Source organism: Micromonospora yongxingensis, assembly GCF_052601155.1.
Map to the genome: position 1 here is coordinate 18917 of NZ_JBQXEO010000033.1, position 14689 is coordinate 33605.

The following is a 14689-nucleotide window of genomic DNA, read 5'->3' on the forward strand; positions in this document are numbered from 1 at the left end:
GCGTGCGCCGATCACGCCTGGGTGGTGGTAGGGGGTGGTGCCGGTCGTGGTTACGGCTCGCCCGACGCGCCGTCGCCGCCGCGAACACGAGACATGTGAATGCATCGTTGCGGCTGGATGACGGTTGCGTCAAGCACTCTCCCACCATCCGTGAGAGCGTTATCTCCGCAGCTCAGGGCCGACTGTGCAGGCGTGATCAGATTACGCTTTTCCGGCCCGGGATCCGGCCCGCGCGAGCCGGCGGCGACGGCCTCCACAGTGAGGAGTCCGGCGAGCACGACCGGGGGCCGTACACCGGGCGTTCCGGCGTCGGCCACGCTCAATCGATCATGAATTCGGCTGTGCTTCGTACCGTTCCGGCCATGACTGTCCTTCCCGCATCATCGCCGCTCGGCCGTGACGAGACCAGGTTCGTCGCGACGCGCACCCGGGCCGCCGCCGTCGTCGCCGCGCTCGCCGTCACCGGCGCTGCCGTCGCGGTGACCGTCGCGACCTCACCGCCGGCCACCGCCGAACCGGGCACCGTCGTGGTCTCGGAGAACTTCACCTCCGGGTCGCTGCCCGCCGGCTGGAACGCGGTCGACGGCGCCTGGAAGGTGGAGAACGGCCGCCTGTACGGGACCTCCGCCAGCTCCGGCGAGAACAACAAGGTCACGTTCGGTCGCCACCTGAACGACTTCCGGCTCGAGGCGACCATGCGGTTCGAGTCGGTCTCCGCCGCCACCCGCTGGGCCTCGCTCGGCATCGACGTCCCGGCCAACGGGGCCACCCCGTGGTGGATCGCCACCATGCGCAGCGGCACCACCGCCGCCAACGGGCTCGAATTCGCCCAGCGGACCACCGCCAACGCCTGGGTCGTGACGAACACCGCCTCCGCCCCGTACGCCGCCGGCACCGGACGGGACGTGCGCGTCGCGGTCGAGGTGCACGGCAACCAGGCCCGCTGGATCTTCGACGGGCGGGAGGCGATGCGCACGAACAGCCTCCAGCGTTCCGCCAACGGCGTCCAGGGGCTCTTCGTCAACGGCGGCACCGTCTCCTACGACGACGTCGTCGTCACCGAGCTGGCCCCGAACGGCTACATCCGCCCCGAGGGCAGCCCGTTCACCGTGATCGCCCACCGCGGAGCGTCCGCCGCCGCGCCGGAGAACACCCTGGTCGCGCAGGAGATCGCCCGCAGGGGTGGCGCCGACTGGATCGAGAACGACGTCCAGCCGAGCAAGGACGGCATCCCGTTCATCCTGCACGACAGCACGGTCGACCGGACCACCGACGGCACGGGCAGCATCCGCAACCTGACCGCCGCGCAGATCAAGGCACTCGACGCCGGCTCCTGGTTCGGCCCGCACTACGTGGGCGAGCGGGTGCCGACCCTGGCCGAGCAGCTCGCCGACCTGCGTACCCGGGGCGGCAACCTGCTGGTCGAGATCAAGGGCAGGCACACCAGGGACGAGGTCGCGACGATCATCCGGGTGATCCGTGAGGAGCAGATGATGGGCCGCGTGTTCATCCAGAGCTTCGAGGTCGACGCCCTCCGCCACACCTACGAACTCGCCCCCGAACTGCCGCTCGGCCTGCTCCGCAGCAGCCTCGACGCCGACCCGGTGGCGATCGCGAAGGACCTGCACCTGACCGCGTACAACCCGGACGGCAACGCGCTCCTGGGCAGGCCGGAGGTCGTCGCCCCGCTGCACGCCGCCGGTGTCGCCGTGATGGCGTGGACGATGGACTCCGCCGGCCTGTGGCAGCGGTTGGAGCGCATCGGCACCGACGCGATCATCACCAACCGCGCGTCCGAGCTGGTCGGCTGGAACTCGGCCTTCGTGCAGCGGCCCGACGCGAGGCCGACCGTGGAGATCACGTCACCGGCCAACGGTGCGCGGCTCGACCGGGCACAGTCCCCGGTGATCGCGGTCGCCGCGACCAACGCGGACACCGTCACCGTCACGCTCGACGGCAGGACGTCGGCCGTCGGCCGCAAGCTCGACCTGGCCAGGCTGGCCGCCGGCCGGCACACCATCAGCACCGAGGTGACCGGGCCCGAGGGCACCGCGACGGCCGCCAGCACCTTCACCGTGACGGTGAGCCAGGCCGGGCTCGGCTACCTGCTCCTCACCTCGGGCGCCGACCCGGCCGCCATCAACACGATGACCGTGAAGCTGGCCCACGCCCAGTACGCCGAGCTGGCCACGTACGTCGACCGGCAGGCCGGCAGGCTGGTGCCGGCCGAGGCGGCCAGTGTCATCGCCGCCGACGCCCGGACCCTCGCGCTGAAGTAGCCCGACGCCGTACCGCGCAGGTCCCCGCCGTCGACATCGACGGCGGGGACTCGCGCACTCGCGTCCGCCTCAGGCGCGCCACACGGCGGAAGAGCCGGCCAGGGCGGCCTCCTGGTAGGGCGCCCTCGGCGAGTTGTCGGCGATGACCTCCAGAGGCCACTTCTGCTTCAGCGAGATCCACAGCTGCGCCATCGCGCCCGAGTACGCCGCAAGCTCGTCCGTTCCCTCGGCCACCCGCAGCACGTACGACCACGCCGCCCCGTCGGGGGCGCCGTCGAGAGGGGCCCGCCACGCGCGGTGCAGGCTGCGGCCGTGTCGGCGCGGGGCGTCGGCGGACAGGAGGGCGTCGGCCTGGGTCGGGTCGGGGGCGTCCGCGGGGCCTGCCGGGCTGAACCGGTACGGCGGTGGCGGTACCTCGGCGATGACCGGCACGTCGGCCAGGTCTGGGCCGTCGGGGTCACCGAGGAAGGATCGCATCAGGGTCTGTTCCTCGACGGTGATGCCGACGCCGTAGTACGCCAGGCTGAGCAGGAGCGTGTTGTCGGCCAGGTCGAACTCGCCCGCGGCATAGTTCTCGCGCACCGTGCCGAGGACGTCGTCGGACAACCGGCCGGCGAGCCGCCGGCACACCTCGGTGGCCGTCGCGTAGGTCTTCGCATCCATCGTGTTCATTTCTTCTTGTACTCGCCGAGATCGGTCGTCGTGACGTTCCCCTGGTCATCCTGGACCACCTTGATGATCCTGTTGCCCTTCGGGCCCTCCCAGGTCCAACTGCCGTCGCCACCGACAGCGGGATTACTGTAACGAGGCGGCACGGCATTCGGGATTCCCTGCGGAGCGGGGTTGGGCGCTGCCGGGTTGCTGATGACGCCCGGGTTGGTCTTGTCCGGCGGGTAGGCGGTGCGGATCTCGCCGTCGGCGAGCACGGTCGTCTTGACCTCGACACCGTCGACCACGCCGACGTAGTCGTAGGCCCACACCGGATTGCCGTCCGCGTCCTTGGTCGGGTACGGCCCCTTCGTCGGCGGGCCCTGCTGCGTCACCTGGTGCGCGGCATCGAGGATCTTCGGCTCGTCCCAGCTCTGCGGGAACTCCGTCTTGTTGGAGAAGCCGGTGCCCGCGAGGTGGCCGCCCTGCCGGCCGCCGTCGCCCTTGATGATGTGTTTCCTCGACGCGTCGCTGTGGTGGATGCCGTCCGCCGTCGGCGGCTTGGTCGGCGGGGGTGGCGGGGTGGGCTTCGCCGGCTTGTTGCCGGTCGAACCCTTGCCGGCGACCCCGGGCGGGTGTCCCTGCTTCGCGGCCTGGCCGGTGGCCTGCTGGGCGCTGGTGATGCCGTTGCCCGCGTTGATACCGCCATAGCTTTTCGGGGGCTTTCCGGTGCCGCCGCCACCGCCCGTACCACCGCTGCCGCCGGGCTTTCCGGGCTTCGCCATGGGACGCCTTATCCGTTCAGGATGCGGGTGAGGTTGGTCAGGCTGGTGATCAGTGCACCGATGTACATGAGGATGCGGCCGGCCCACTTGACGACGGCCGTGACGATCTGTGCGGCCACCACCGGGATCGTGACGACGAAGATGGCCTCGACCGCCCAGACGACCACGCGCGCCACCAGGTCGGCGATGAGGTCGCGGACGATGTCGCGGGTGAAGGCCACCAGATTGCCGGCGCCCTCGGTGGCCGCCGCCATCGCGGCGGAGACCGCGCCGAGACCGCCGAGGGCTTCGACGTTGTGGTCCATCAACCCGTGGTACGCCATCGCGGCCTGCCCCCACCACTCGGGTAGGTCTGCGTCGAGGCGTGCCCGCAGGTCGCCGGCCATGCGGTGCAGTTCGGCGGCCATGTTGTCCCAGGTGGCGGCGTGCGAGCGGACCACGTCAGGCATCCCGGTGAGCTCGTCGAGCATCTCCCGCAGCGGCTCGAAGTACTCCATCGCCCACCCCAGGCCGTTGGCCAGCAGCGCGCTGAAGGGGTCCATGACGCTCGCCGCGACGTCGAGCCCGAAAGCGGCGCCCGCCAGCAGGTCGTCGACCCAGCCCTCACTCCTGATCGCGTCGACCAGACCTTCGACGCTGTCGGCGAGGGAGGCGCCGGTCCAGACCTCCCGGGTCGACGTGACATCGGCGACCAGCGACATGTCGGTCATCGCGCCGTCCTCACGGGTTCAACTGGCTTCCCACGCTGTTGATCACAGTCATGTTGTCCGCGTCGACCGCGTTGTAGCCGTCGGCGGTCTGGCGCAGACCCGCGGCAGCCAGCCGCAGATTCTCCTCGACTTCGGCGAACAGCTCGTCCTGTCGGGTGTGCTTGCCCTCGAGGACCCCGGAGATCCAGCCGCACAGCAGCCCGTACGCCGAGTCGTCCTGCGTGATGTGCGCGCTGGCGGCCTTCACGGCCGCGAAGCGCTCCGCCAGGGCCTCGATGTTCTGCGCGTGCGTGCGGATCTCCTCCGCCTCGACCGCGAACCCGTCGTCCATCAGGCTCGTCGCCAGCTTCGGTCGTCGTCGCTGCTCTCCGGGCCTGGGTTCGGGCCTCGCAACTGCTGCCCGACCCGCTCGGCGATCTCGCGCGCCGCCGCCGACTCGGTCCCCACGGTCTCGGCGATGATCTCCTGCGAGCGGTCGGCCAACTGCTCCCGGGCCTCCCGGATCGTGTTCATGATCGTCCGCGCCACGACATCGGGCTCGACCCGCTGGATCTGCCGACTCAGCCGCAGATCGACCAACGCGCCGACGGAATCGATGGTGACCTCGACCAGCCTGTTGCCGTCGGCCGCGGTCACCCGCAGTTGCTGGTAGCGCTCGCTCATGGCCTTGGTGTCGGCCGCCAGCTTGCCGATCCGCCCCTTCCAGGCCGCGAGCCGCTCCATGGCGCCGTCCGGGTCCAGCACCCCACCACCGTCCGGAACGCCGCCGTTCATGCTTCCCCCGTCATGATCATCAATGGCGGATTCTAACAAGCGGTCGTCATCGAGGGGACCCCGCCGATCCTCCCGTTCGACGCACGCCCGTTCGTCACGTTCCACATCGGATCGGCGGCCGGCGGGTGGTGGGCGTCGCTCATGCTGGAGGAGTGATTCGCTTCGTACTGAACGTCCTGTGGCTCATCTTCGGCGGTGGCATCGTGCTGGCGATCGGCTACGGCCTCGCCGCGCTGATCTGTTTCGCCCTGGTCATCACCATCCCGTTCGGTGTCGCGTCGCTGCGGCTCGCCGTCTACTCACTCTGGCCGTTCGGCCGCACGCTGGTGCCCAGGCCCGGCGCGGGCGTCGGCTCCGGGCTGGCGAACGTCCTGTGGGTGGTACTGGCCGGCTGGTGGCTCGCGCTGTCGCACATCGTCGCCGGCATCGCCCTCTGCGTCACGGTCATCGGGATCCCGTTCGGCATCGCCAACTTCAAGCTCGTGCCGGCCGCGTTCTGGCCGCTCGGCCGCGAGGTCGTCGACGCACCGTGACGCTCGTCGACCGGCGCCACTGAGGGCGTGACCTGGGGGCGCGCGGTCAGGGACGGAACGGCTTGCCACCCAGGGCGGATTCGTCCGGGAAGGCCAAGGAACTGAAGAACATCTCCGTCTCGGCACCCCGAATGCCCTCGATCCTCGCGAGCAACACCTCGGTGGCCTCGTAGGCCCGCCGCTCACGCTCCACGGGATCGACCGTCGCCTCGGCCCGACCGAACGCGAGCCTCCACTGGTTGCTCGCCTCCAGCAGCCCGAAATGTGTACGCCGCAGCAGGGCCCACATCTGATCCCACTGGTAGAAGGTCCGCAGCGCGGTAGCCGTCGCGATGACCACACCCGAAATCGCGATCACCAGGTTCTTACCCGGATAGCCGAAGCCGGCGAGCAGCGGCAGGGACGCACTGATGACGATGACCAGGATGCCGCTGGAGCGAAACAGGCGGCGATGCCATCTCGCCCGCCAGTCGTAATGGTCCCGGAGTTTGGTGACGCTGTCCTCGGCAAGGACGCGGTACGCCTCCAGCGGATCGACAGGATCCGCGTTCTGTGATTCGGCCAGCACCCCGCTCTGCCCCCGCTCAACAGACACGTCACGATGCTAGATCCTGGCCAGGGAACGGTCTATAGCCCGAGAAAACGACGTTGTCGGAAAATTGACGGGCGAAGATTTCCTGCTCGGGTGAACCAACCGGCCAGGCAATCACCGGGACACCACGTCGGCGCCACCACGCCGTCAGGCCGGAGGGGAACCCGGCGACCTCGTAGGCCAGGAAGTCCGGGCGTGTGACCACGTTGCTGACCATGCTGCGGCCGACCATCCGCGTCAGCGGCCCGGCCGTGCGCAGCAGCCCGCAAATTCGACCCACGGGCACCCGCCGGTGGGCCGGCATTCGCCGCACCGCGACGCGCAGCGCCGCTACCAGTAACGGGTCGAAGGATTCGAGCGCGTATCGCCCGGGATATTCGGCCGTGTGGCGCAACACCTCGTCCACGAGATCGAAATTCAGTGACAGGGTCGGCCGTTTGAGCTCGATCAGCAGTGGGACGCGTCCGGCGACCGCGCCCAACACCTCCGCCAGCGTGGGAATGCGCTGGTCGGTGCCGTCCAACCTGAGTCGCTGACGATCGGTCGGGGTGAGTTCCACGACGGGGATCGCCGCACCGGTGAGGGCGGTCAATTCATAATCGTGCACCACGACGACTTCGCCCGCCCGGGTGAGCTGCACGTCCAATTCGCAGGCGTAGCCATGGTCGGCGGCGGCCTCGAACGCCGCGAGCGAGTTGGCAGGTCGGCCGTCGCCGGTCAACCCACGGTGCGCGATCGGAGTGTCCAGAAGCCAACGGTCGTCGGACACCACGCGTTCCTCCTGACCCTCCGCGGCCGGACTGCCGCGCTCGTGAAAGCACCTCGGGACGGCACGCGCCATACCGTACAGCGGCCCGCCGCACGGCAGGCCGACCCGGGAACGCCGCCGGTGGCCTCAATCCCGAGGCTGGCGTCCTTGTTGGACAGCGGTAGGCCGGGACGTGTCGGGCAGGCGCAGCCGCACCAGGCACCGCACCTCGACCTACTGGTCGGCGCTGCTCAGACCCCGGCTCGACGGACCGCTGTCGGCATCGAGGTCGCCGACGAGCGAGTCGGGCACTCGCATGCGCCACGCGTCGGTGACGAGTTCCCCGAGGCGGCCGACGTCCACCTGCTCCAGCCGCACCATCACCAGCGGCAGCCCGCCGTACGCGGGCGTGGTGAAGAAGACCTCGGGTTCGCCGAGGAGCAGGGCCTGCTTCTCGGCCTCGTCGCCGACGTACAGCACCGCGATGTCGGTCCGGATGAGGCGCGGGGTGCCGGGTGTCCGCTCGGGGTAGGACCAGATGAACCCCTTGTCGGCGACCCGGAAGTCGAAGCCGGCGCTGTCGATCTCGACCACGTGCGGCAACGCCAGCGCCAGGCGGCGGACGTCGTCGGCGTCAGCCATCGAGGTTCCTCCAGGGCGCCGCGTTTCGCATAGGCACAGGTTAGCCGCTGCGCGGGAACCACGATCGTGGCCGACTCGTGTCGCGGCCGGACCGAAAACGGGTCTGGTCGGCTTGGATGGACACATGGACGTCACCAGGGACGGGCGGAGCTGGCGGATCGGGACGGCCGACGACGTCGCCTGGCTCGCCGGCCAGACCACCCACGGCCTGTCGGTCACCACGGCGATCCCGCCGGTGTTCGCGGCGTACGCCACCTTCCACCCACCCGGCGGCGTCAGCTTCGAAGCCCACGAACGCGCCGTGGTCGACGAGCTCACCCGGCACACCCCGGACCAGCCGTGGTGGCTGGGTTACCTCGACACCGGCGCCCACGACATCGTCTTCCCCCGCGCTCCGAAGCTGTGCCTCTACGCGGCCTGGCCCTACGTTCTGGTCGAGGCCGGCCCCGCACAGGCCCTCACCTGGCGGACAGGACACATGCGCGGCGACGGATCGCTGCCCGACCTGTTCTTCCCCGCGGATCATTCCTGGCTCGTCTCCGCCCTGTGGGACGATGCCTGGACCGACATCGGCGGCAGCCCCGCGCTGATTTCCGCCCTGCACCGCAATCCGCTGGTCGCCGCCCGACCCGTCGGACCCGACGAGGACGCCCTCCCGCCAGGGCTGACCCGCGACTAGCCCCCTGCCTGCCGACCCTCCGGCACAGCGAACCGGCGGTCGGTCCCGGGCGTGGCCGATGCCGCCGGCGAGACCCAGGCCGGGTCGCGGCCGGTCAGCCCGATGACCCGGTCGAACAGGGCGGCCTCGGCCGGCAGATTGATCGACGGCCCGAACAAGCCCGGAGTGCCCGCACTGCTCTCCTGTTGCGACACCAGACCGTGCACCCAGGCGACGGTCTCCGGGTCGGCGTCGTACGCCTGACCGGTCGCTCGGGCGAGATCCCACCCGTGCACCAGCAACTCGTCGAGCGCGAAGAGACCCATGACCTCGGCCGGCAGCACGACGCCGCCCGCCGCCGCGTCACCGGTCCAGGCACCCGGCGAACGCCACGCCTCGACCAGGTGATCGAGCTGCGCGGGCAGACGGTGCCGCCACTCCGGGTCCAGGTTGGCGACCGTCGGGTTGCCCGGGCCGCCTGGCGCGGCATCGGGAGCCTTCTCGGCGGCCAACCGGAACGCGACCGTGAGCCCGACGAGGTGGTCGAGCAGGTCGCCCACGACCCACCCCTCGCACGGGGTGGGAAGGTTGAGCTGGCTGTCGGACACGCCGAGCACCAGCGACGTCAACGCACGCGACGCCGGCTGGAGATCCGGGGTCCTGGTGATGTCACGCATCTCGACACTCCCTCCAGAGTGAATCCTCCGCACGCTATCCGGAGGGACCGACAAAGCACGTGGATCGCTGGTGTGCGCGAATCCGAGCATTGATCAGCTTCAAGGATATCGGCAAATCGGTACAAACGCACCTTATAGGTCGCTAGCCTCGGAACCGCCTTCTCGATGGCCGGGAGGGACTGACTGATCAGAGGCGAAGAGCGTGAAACTAGTCCGGCGACTTTCAGCTACTGCAGCGATCGCGACAGCGGTCGCGGGCGTTGCGGCCCTGTCCACGGGCGGCCCGGCCCTTGCGGCCCCGGGTGACGCCAGCGCACGGGGAGTGGTGGTGGACCTGTCCGCCGCGGTACTCGGCGCACCCGTGATCACCGCCGACGTCGTCATCGGCACCGCGACCGCCCCGGCGGGCGGCGGCACCGACACCGACACCGCGCTGGCGATCACCATCCCCGGTGCCCTGGGGGTCACGGCCTCCGGCACCGTGGTCGAGGTGACCGCGACCCGCGGCGACACCGCGTCGTCGGCCAGCGCCGAGATCGCCGACGTCGCCCTGGGCGTCCTCGGGACAGCCGTGATCGACGCCGACGTGATCACGGCGGCGGTGAACTGCCCGCAGGTCGGCGCGCAGACCGCGGACACCACCTTCGTCGGGCTGGAACTGTTCGGCGAGCCCGTCGAACTGCTCCCGAACACACCCGGCGTCACCGCCAGCGCCGCGGTCACCGTTCCCGGTCTCGTCGGTGCCAACCTCTCCGCCACGCTGACCAACGTGGAGACGACCACCGCCGACGGTGCCACCGCCATCGCGGTGCAGGCGACCCTGACCCTCACCGGCAGCGTCGCCGGCGGGCCGCTGCTGGAGATCCCCGTCGGCACCGTCATCCTCGCCGAGGCGATCTGCGAGCGGCCGCTGGCGGCCACGCCGACGGCGACGCCGACGCAGCCCACACCGTCCCCGACCCTGCCCACCGCGCCTCCGACCGGCGACCCGACGCAGCCGCCGGCCCCCACGGCCACCCCGACCCTGCCGGTCACGGGTGACAGCGGCTCCGGCCTGTGGTGGCTCTTCGGCACGGGCCTCGCCCTGGTCGTCACCGGCACGGCGGCACGGCTCGCCCTCCGCCGCACCCGTACCACTCTCGAAGGGTGACGTTCACACCCTGAACGGCTGAGGGGGTCCCGGGCATGACGGCCCGGGGCCCCCTCGCTCCGCGCACCCCCGTTGTGCAAGAAGCCCGGCGCGCGTCAGGGCAGGGCGTAGACGCGGCGCGCGGTGTCACCCAGCACCGCCGCCCGCTCGCTCGTGGTGCAGCCGGCCAGCAGGTCGTCGGTGAGCGCGAGCACGTCGGCGTACCGGCCGTGCAGTTCGCAGACCGGCCAGTCCGAGCCGAACAGCACCCGGTCGGCGCCGAAGGCCGACAGCACGTGCTCGGCGTAGGGCCGGATGCGTGCGGCACTCCAGTCCCCGGCCGCCTCGGTGACCAGCCCGGACAGCTTGCAGACGACTCCCTCGCAGCGGGCCATGGCCGTGATCCAGGACGCCCACGATCCCCACTCCCCCGCCGCGATGCCCGGCTTTCCCGCGTGGTCGATGACGAACCGGACACCGTCGAGCCCCTGGGCGGCGGCCAGGGCGGCGGGCCGTTGGGGGGCGCGCACGAGGATGTCGTACGGCAGCCCGCGCGCCCCGACCGCGGCGATTCCCCGCGTCACGTCGGCACGCCGCAGCCAGTCCGGGTCCGGCTCGTCCTGCGCCTGATGGCGGACACCCACGAGCGGACCGGAACGCAGCCGGTCGATCTCGTCGCCGATGTCGGCGCGGGTCAGGTCGAGCCAGCCGACGACGCCGGCGATCAGTCCCCCGCTCTCCCGCGCGGTGGTGAGGAACTCCTCGGTCTCGGCCACCGACGGCACGGTCTGCACCACGACGGTGGCGGCGACCCGTTCGTCGGCAGCGGCGCGCAGGTCGGCCAGCGTGAAGGGACGGCGGATCGGGGCCAGCGCGTCGTCGGACAACCACGGGTACGCGCGCACGGCGGGATCCCACAGGTGGTGGTGCGCGTCGACGATCACGGCTGCACCAGCCCTGCGGCGGCGAGGTCGGGCCAGAGCGCGTCGGGCACCCGGGCGGAGGCGAGGTCGACGTTGCGGGTGACCTGCGCCGCGGTCTGCGCGCCGACCACCAGGGACGCGACGGCCGGGTGCCGCGCGGGGAACGCCAGGGCGGCCTGCGGCAGCGTGACCCCGTGCGACCGGCACACCTCGGCGATCCGGGTGGCCCGGCCGTACAGGGCCTCGGGAATCGGCCGGTAGTCGTACATCCGGCCCGGGTCGTCGGTGGCGAGCACCCCAGTGTTGAACACCCCGGCGGCGAGCACGGACACCCCACGTTCCCGGCAGCGGGGCAGCAGGCTGGGTGCCGCCGACTGGTCCAGCAACGTGTACCGCCCGGCGAGCAGGACGGTGTCGACGTCGGTCTCGGTGACGAACCGCTCCAGCATCCGCCACTGGTTCATGCCGACGCCGATCGCGCCCACGACGCCCTGGTCACGCAGCTCGTGCAGCGCCGGATACGCCTCCTCGACGGCCGGGCGCCAGTGCTCGTCGGGGTCGTGGAGGAGCACGACGTCGACCCGGTCCAGGCCCAGGCGGTCGAGGCTGGACTCCAGCGACCGGCGTACGCCGTCGGCGCTGAAGTCCCACCGCCGGGTGTGGTCGGCGGGCACGTCGAACCCGGTCTCGTCGGTCAGGTGCGCGGTCCCCGGTGAAGGCACCAGCAGCCGGCCGACCTTCGTGGAGACGGTGAACTCGTCGCGGGGACGGTCCGCCAGCGCGGCGCCGAGCCGCCGCTCGGACAGCCCGAGGCCGTAGTGCGGGGCGGTGTCGAAGAAGCGGATCCCGGCCTCCCACGCGGCGTCGACCGCGCGGCGGGCCGTGTCGTCGTCCACCGCCTGGTACAGGTTGCCGATTCCGGCCGCGCCGAAGCCGAGAGCCGTCACCTCGACGGATGACCGGCCGAGCCGCTGGGTCCGCATCGTCGCCTCAGTCCTGCGCCTTGCCGCTGGTCAGCCGGGCGAGCACCAGCGCGACCAGGATGACCAGACCGTTGACGGCCTGGATCTGGTCGGGTTTGACCTGGGCCAGCGTGAGCACGTTCTGGATCAGCCCGAGCAGCACGACACCGGTGAGCGCGCCGACCAGGGAGCCCTTGCCACCGTCGAGACTGATCCCGCCGATCACCGCCGCCGCGAACACCGTGAAGATCATCCCGTTGCCCTGGTTGGCCGCCACCGAACCGAGCCGGGCCGACAGCATCAGCCCGGCCAGGGCGGCGAGCGCGCCAGCGACGATGAACGTCACCCAGATGACGCGCTCCACGCGGATACCGGCGGCGCGGGCCGCGTCCGGGTTGCCACCGACGGCGTAGATCGAACGCCCGAACCGGGTGTAGCCGAGCACGACGACGCCGACGGCGAACGCCAGGACCACGATCCAGATCGACAGCGGAATCGTGAGGATGCGCAGGCTGCCCAGGTTGTCGATGGTGGGGATCCGGTTGGCCAGGTTCGAGATGGTGGCGCCACCGACGATCGCCAGTTGCAGGCCCCGCAACGCGATCAACATCGCCAGTGTCACGATGAACGCGGAGAGTTTGAACCGTACGACCAGTAGCCCGTTGAACACCCCGATCAGCGCGCCGAACGCCAGCGCCACCGGGAGGACCGTCCACGTGGGCCACGGCGCGCCGAGCATCGAGGTCTGGCCGACCACGAGGAAGACCGCCACCGCGGGTGCGATGCCCACGACCGACTCCAGCGACAGGTCGAACTTTCCGACGATCAGCACCAGGGCCTCCGCCAGCACCACCAGCGCCAGCTCGGTCTGGTACTTCAGCACGGTGTCGACCAGGTAGGACTTGGTGAGGAACACGTCCGGTTTGAGCGTGTAGCCGTAGATGAGCAGCGCGATGATCGGTGGCACCAGGGCGAGGTCGCGCAGCCGGGCCAGTCGCAGCCGGTTGCTGGGTCGACCGGTGGGTCGCGGCGGTCGCTGCGGCGACTCCGGAGCGCCGACGGCCAGCGTCTCAGACATGCTTCTCACCGATCCCTTCGATCTCGGCCACGAGCGTGGCCTCGTCCCACCCGCGACCGTGCTCGGCGACGACGCGACCGGCCACCATCACCACCACCCGGTCACACACCCGCAGGTCGTCCAGTTCGTCGGAGACCAGCAGCGCACCGCGACCAGCCCGGGTCTCCGCGTCCACCACCCCGAGCAGGGACTCCTTCGACCGCACGTCCACACCCACCGTGGGATGCACCAGCACCAGGACCCGGGGATCGCGGGCGAGCGCCCGGGCCATCACGACCTTCTGCGCGTTGCCGCCGGATAGCTCGCCGACCGGTTGGTGCGGGCCGGCGGTGTGCACGTCGAGGTCGGCGATCGCCTGACGGCCCCGGGCGTCGCGTCGCTTCGGCAGCACGACGCCGGCCGGGCCGAGCCGGTCGGCGACGGTCATCGTGGCGTTCTCCGCCACCGAGAGCCCGGGAACGAACCCGTCGGCGTTCCGGTCCGCCGGCAGGTACCCGATGCCGGCCCGCAGCGCGGCCGGGACGCTGGCCGGCTTCACCGTGACGCCCGCGACCCGCACCCGGCCGGTACGCGGGCGCAGCCCCACCACCGCCTCGGCGAACTGCCGCTTGCCGCTCGCGGCGGACCCGGCCACCCCGACGATCTCGCCGCGCCGGATGGTCAGGTCGATCGGCTCGGTGACGTCGGGGACCCCGACGGCGTCGAGGGTGAGCACCGGCTCGGCCTCGTCCGGTACCGGCGGTCGGTCCTGTCCGACCTGCACCAACCCGTGCGCGTCGCCGATCATCGCCTCGACGAGCCGGGCGTGGTCCAGCTCCGCCACCGGGGCGGTCACGATGTGCCGGGCGTCGCGGAACACCGTCACCCGCTGGCAGATCTCGTAGATCTCCGGCAGGTGGTGGGAGATGAACAGGAAGGTCACGCCCTGCTGCTGGAGGCCGGTGAGGCGGTCGAAGAGCCGCGCGATGGCCCGGGCTTCGAGCTGCGCGGTCGGCTCGTCGAGGATGACGAAGCGGGCACCGTGCGACAGAGCGCCGGCGATCTCCACCAGCTGGCGCTGCTCGACGGTCAGCTCCTTCGCCGGCGTCGCCGGGTCGACCGGCACCGACCACGACTCCAGCAGGTCGGTCGCCGCCCGCCTCAGCCGTGACCGGGACAGCAGGCCGAACCGGCCGCGCGGCTGGCGGTCGAGGAAGAGGTTCTCCGCGACCGACAACTCGCCGACCACCGAGGGCTTCTGGTAGACGCAGGCGACCTGCCGCCGCCAGGCGACGCGGTCGCCCAGCGGCGGCGCCGGCCGGCCGGCGAAGCGGACCTGGCCGGCGTCCGGCTTGAGCAGCCCGGTCAGGACCCCGACCAGGGTGGACTTACCGGCGCCGTTGCGGCCGACGAGCGCGTGCGTCTCACCGGGCAGTACGGTCAGGCTTCCGTCGGCGAGCGCCACGGTCGGGCCGAACCGCTTGGCGATCCCGATCGCCTCGACTACGGGTCTGGACTCGTCGTCGACCATCACACCGTCCCTCCGGATCCCGGCGTCGGGCCGTACGGCGT

At 71.2% G+C, this 14689-nt stretch carries 17 protein-coding genes; 4 read left to right on the forward strand and 13 right to left on the reverse strand.

All coding sequences use genetic code 11. The features are described 5' to 3' along the window. The first annotated feature begins 362 nt into the window (after positions 1 to 362). Complete coding sequence (locus ACTWLT_RS28455) at positions 363 to 2279, forward strand: glycerophosphodiester phosphodiesterase (protein WP_445321008.1); 1917 nt, start codon at positions 363 to 365, stop codon at positions 2277 to 2279. A 69-nt stretch (positions 2280 to 2348) separates the two neighbouring features. On the opposite strand, the gene ACTWLT_RS28460 is transcribed toward ACTWLT_RS28455, so the two are convergent. The 5 genes from ACTWLT_RS28460 to ACTWLT_RS28480 are packed head-to-tail and all read right to left on the reverse strand — an operon-like array spanning position 2349 to position 5196. Beyond that, positions 2349 to 2951, reverse strand: coding sequence for a hypothetical protein (locus ACTWLT_RS28460; RefSeq protein WP_445321009.1), 603 nt, complete (start codon positions 2949 to 2951; stop codon positions 2349 to 2351). After that, a complete protein-coding gene (locus ACTWLT_RS28465; protein ID WP_445321010.1) occupies positions 2948 to 3712 on the reverse strand; it encodes an EndoU domain-containing protein in 765 nt (254 codons plus the stop codon). The genes ACTWLT_RS28460 and ACTWLT_RS28465 overlap by 4 nt, the downstream gene beginning before the upstream one ends. A gap of 8 nt (positions 3713 to 3720) precedes the next feature. Next, the gene (locus ACTWLT_RS28470; protein WP_445321011.1) at positions 3721 to 4422 is read right to left on the reverse strand and encodes a WXG100 family type VII secretion target; all 702 of its coding nucleotides are present in this window, start codon (positions 4420 to 4422) and stop codon (positions 3721 to 3723) included. 10 nt (positions 4423 to 4432) lie between these two features. Further along, positions 4433 to 4753 (reverse strand): type VII secretion target, encoded by a 321-nt coding sequence (locus tag ACTWLT_RS28475; RefSeq protein ID WP_445321012.1) that lies wholly within the window; start codon positions 4751 to 4753, stop codon positions 4433 to 4435. Beyond that, entirely contained in the window at positions 4753 to 5196 is a 444-nt protein-coding gene (locus ACTWLT_RS28480) for a YbaB/EbfC family nucleoid-associated protein (protein WP_445321013.1), read from the reverse strand. The genes ACTWLT_RS28475 and ACTWLT_RS28480 overlap by 1 nt, the downstream gene beginning before the upstream one ends. A gap of 152 nt (positions 5197 to 5348) precedes the next feature. Between ACTWLT_RS28480 and ACTWLT_RS28485 the strand changes: the two genes are divergently transcribed. Then, positions 5349 to 5729, forward strand: coding sequence for a YccF domain-containing protein (locus ACTWLT_RS28485; RefSeq protein WP_445321014.1), 381 nt, complete (start codon positions 5349 to 5351; stop codon positions 5727 to 5729). 46 nt (positions 5730 to 5775) lie between these two features. On the opposite strand, the gene ACTWLT_RS28490 is transcribed toward ACTWLT_RS28485, so the two are convergent. The 3 genes from ACTWLT_RS28490 to ACTWLT_RS28500 all read right to left on the reverse strand — a co-directional run bounded on the left by ACTWLT_RS28490 (position 5776) and on the right by ACTWLT_RS28500 (position 7711). Next, complete coding sequence (locus ACTWLT_RS28490) at positions 5776 to 6297, reverse strand: SLATT domain-containing protein (protein WP_445321015.1); 522 nt, start codon at positions 6295 to 6297, stop codon at positions 5776 to 5778. 28 nt (positions 6298 to 6325) lie between these two features. Then, positions 6326 to 7093, reverse strand: a complete 768-nt coding sequence (locus tag ACTWLT_RS28495) for a glycerophosphodiester phosphodiesterase family protein (RefSeq protein WP_445321016.1) — start codon at positions 7091 to 7093, stop codon at positions 6326 to 6328. 210 nt (positions 7094 to 7303) lie between these two features. Next, on the reverse strand, positions 7304 to 7711 hold the full coding sequence (locus tag ACTWLT_RS28500) for an MmcQ/YjbR family DNA-binding protein (protein ID WP_445321017.1): 408 nt from the start codon (positions 7709 to 7711) through the stop codon (positions 7304 to 7306). A 124-nt stretch (positions 7712 to 7835) separates the two neighbouring features. On the opposite strand from ACTWLT_RS28500, the gene ACTWLT_RS28505 reads away from it, so the two are divergent. Continuing rightward, entirely contained in the window at positions 7836 to 8390 is a 555-nt protein-coding gene (locus tag ACTWLT_RS28505; protein ID WP_445321018.1) for a hypothetical protein, read from the forward strand. On the opposite strand, the gene ACTWLT_RS28510 is transcribed toward ACTWLT_RS28505, so the two are convergent. After that, a complete protein-coding gene (locus ACTWLT_RS28510) occupies positions 8387 to 9046 on the reverse strand; it encodes a TIGR03086 family metal-binding protein (protein WP_445321019.1) in 660 nt (219 codons plus the stop codon). The two genes, ACTWLT_RS28505 and ACTWLT_RS28510, sit on opposite strands and share 4 nt — an antisense overlap. A 328-nt stretch (positions 9047 to 9374) precedes the next feature. On the opposite strand from ACTWLT_RS28510, the gene ACTWLT_RS28515 reads away from it, so the two are divergent. Then, positions 9375 to 10196 (forward strand): hypothetical protein, encoded by an 822-nt coding sequence (locus ACTWLT_RS28515; RefSeq protein WP_445321020.1) that lies wholly within the window; start codon positions 9375 to 9377, stop codon positions 10194 to 10196. A gap of 95 nt (positions 10197 to 10291) precedes the next feature. Here ACTWLT_RS28515 and ACTWLT_RS28520 read toward each other — a convergent pair whose 3' ends face one another. The 4 genes from ACTWLT_RS28520 to ACTWLT_RS28535 are packed head-to-tail and all read right to left on the reverse strand — an operon-like array spanning position 10292 to position 14648. Continuing rightward, positions 10292 to 11119, reverse strand: a complete 828-nt coding sequence (locus tag ACTWLT_RS28520; protein WP_445321021.1) for an amidohydrolase family protein — start codon at positions 11117 to 11119, stop codon at positions 10292 to 10294. Next, complete coding sequence (locus ACTWLT_RS28525) at positions 11116 to 12081, reverse strand: aldo/keto reductase (protein ID WP_445321022.1); 966 nt, start codon at positions 12079 to 12081, stop codon at positions 11116 to 11118. Before ACTWLT_RS28525 ends, ACTWLT_RS28520 begins: the two co-directional genes overlap by 4 nt. 7 nt (positions 12082 to 12088) lie before the next feature. Continuing rightward, positions 12089 to 13138 (reverse strand): ABC transporter permease, encoded by a 1050-nt coding sequence (locus ACTWLT_RS28530; RefSeq protein WP_252415131.1) that lies wholly within the window; start codon positions 13136 to 13138, stop codon positions 12089 to 12091. Continuing rightward, complete coding sequence (locus ACTWLT_RS28535) at positions 13131 to 14648, reverse strand: sugar ABC transporter ATP-binding protein (protein WP_445321023.1); 1518 nt, start codon at positions 14646 to 14648, stop codon at positions 13131 to 13133. Before ACTWLT_RS28535 ends, ACTWLT_RS28530 begins: the two co-directional genes overlap by 8 nt. Positions 14649 to 14689: the final 41 nt, after the last annotated feature.

What these genes read in the sequence shown, in the direction of transcription:
- ACTWLT_RS28535 (WP_445321023.1), bottom strand. Translation starts at nt 14,648, where the DNA reads ATGGTCGACGACGAGTCCAGACCCGTAGTCGAGGCGATCGGGATCGCC.
- ACTWLT_RS28510 (WP_445321019.1), bottom strand. Translation starts at nt 9,046, where the DNA reads ATGCGTGACATCACCAGGACCCCGGATCTCCAGCCGGCGTCGCGTGCG.
- ACTWLT_RS28475 (WP_445321012.1), bottom strand. Translation starts at nt 4,753, where the DNA reads ATGGACGACGGGTTCGCGGTCGAGGCGGAGGAGATCCGCACGCACGCG.
- ACTWLT_RS28525 (WP_445321022.1), bottom strand. Translation starts at nt 12,081, where the DNA reads ATGCGGACCCAGCGGCTCGGCCGGTCATCCGTCGAGGTGACGGCTCTC.
- ACTWLT_RS28460 (WP_445321009.1), bottom strand. Translation starts at nt 2,951, where the DNA reads ATGAACACGATGGATGCGAAGACCTACGCGACGGCCACCGAGGTGTGC.
- ACTWLT_RS28470 (WP_445321011.1), bottom strand. Translation starts at nt 4,422, where the DNA reads ATGACCGACATGTCGCTGGTCGCCGATGTCACGTCGACCCGGGAGGTC.
- ACTWLT_RS28480 (WP_445321013.1), bottom strand. Translation starts at nt 5,196, where the DNA reads ATGAACGGCGGCGTTCCGGACGGTGGTGGGGTGCTGGACCCGGACGGC.
- ACTWLT_RS28500 (WP_445321017.1), bottom strand. Translation starts at nt 7,711, where the DNA reads ATGGCTGACGCCGACGACGTCCGCCGCCTGGCGCTGGCGTTGCCGCAC.
- ACTWLT_RS28465 (WP_445321010.1), bottom strand. Translation starts at nt 3,712, where the DNA reads ATGGCGAAGCCCGGAAAGCCCGGCGGCAGCGGTGGTACGGGCGGTGGC.
- ACTWLT_RS28505 (WP_445321018.1), top strand. Translation starts at nt 7,836, where the DNA reads ATGGACGTCACCAGGGACGGGCGGAGCTGGCGGATCGGGACGGCCGAC.
- ACTWLT_RS28530 (WP_252415131.1), bottom strand. Translation starts at nt 13,138, where the DNA reads ATGTCTGAGACGCTGGCCGTCGGCGCTCCGGAGTCGCCGCAGCGACCG.
- ACTWLT_RS28455 (WP_445321008.1), top strand. Translation starts at nt 363, where the DNA reads ATGACTGTCCTTCCCGCATCATCGCCGCTCGGCCGTGACGAGACCAGG.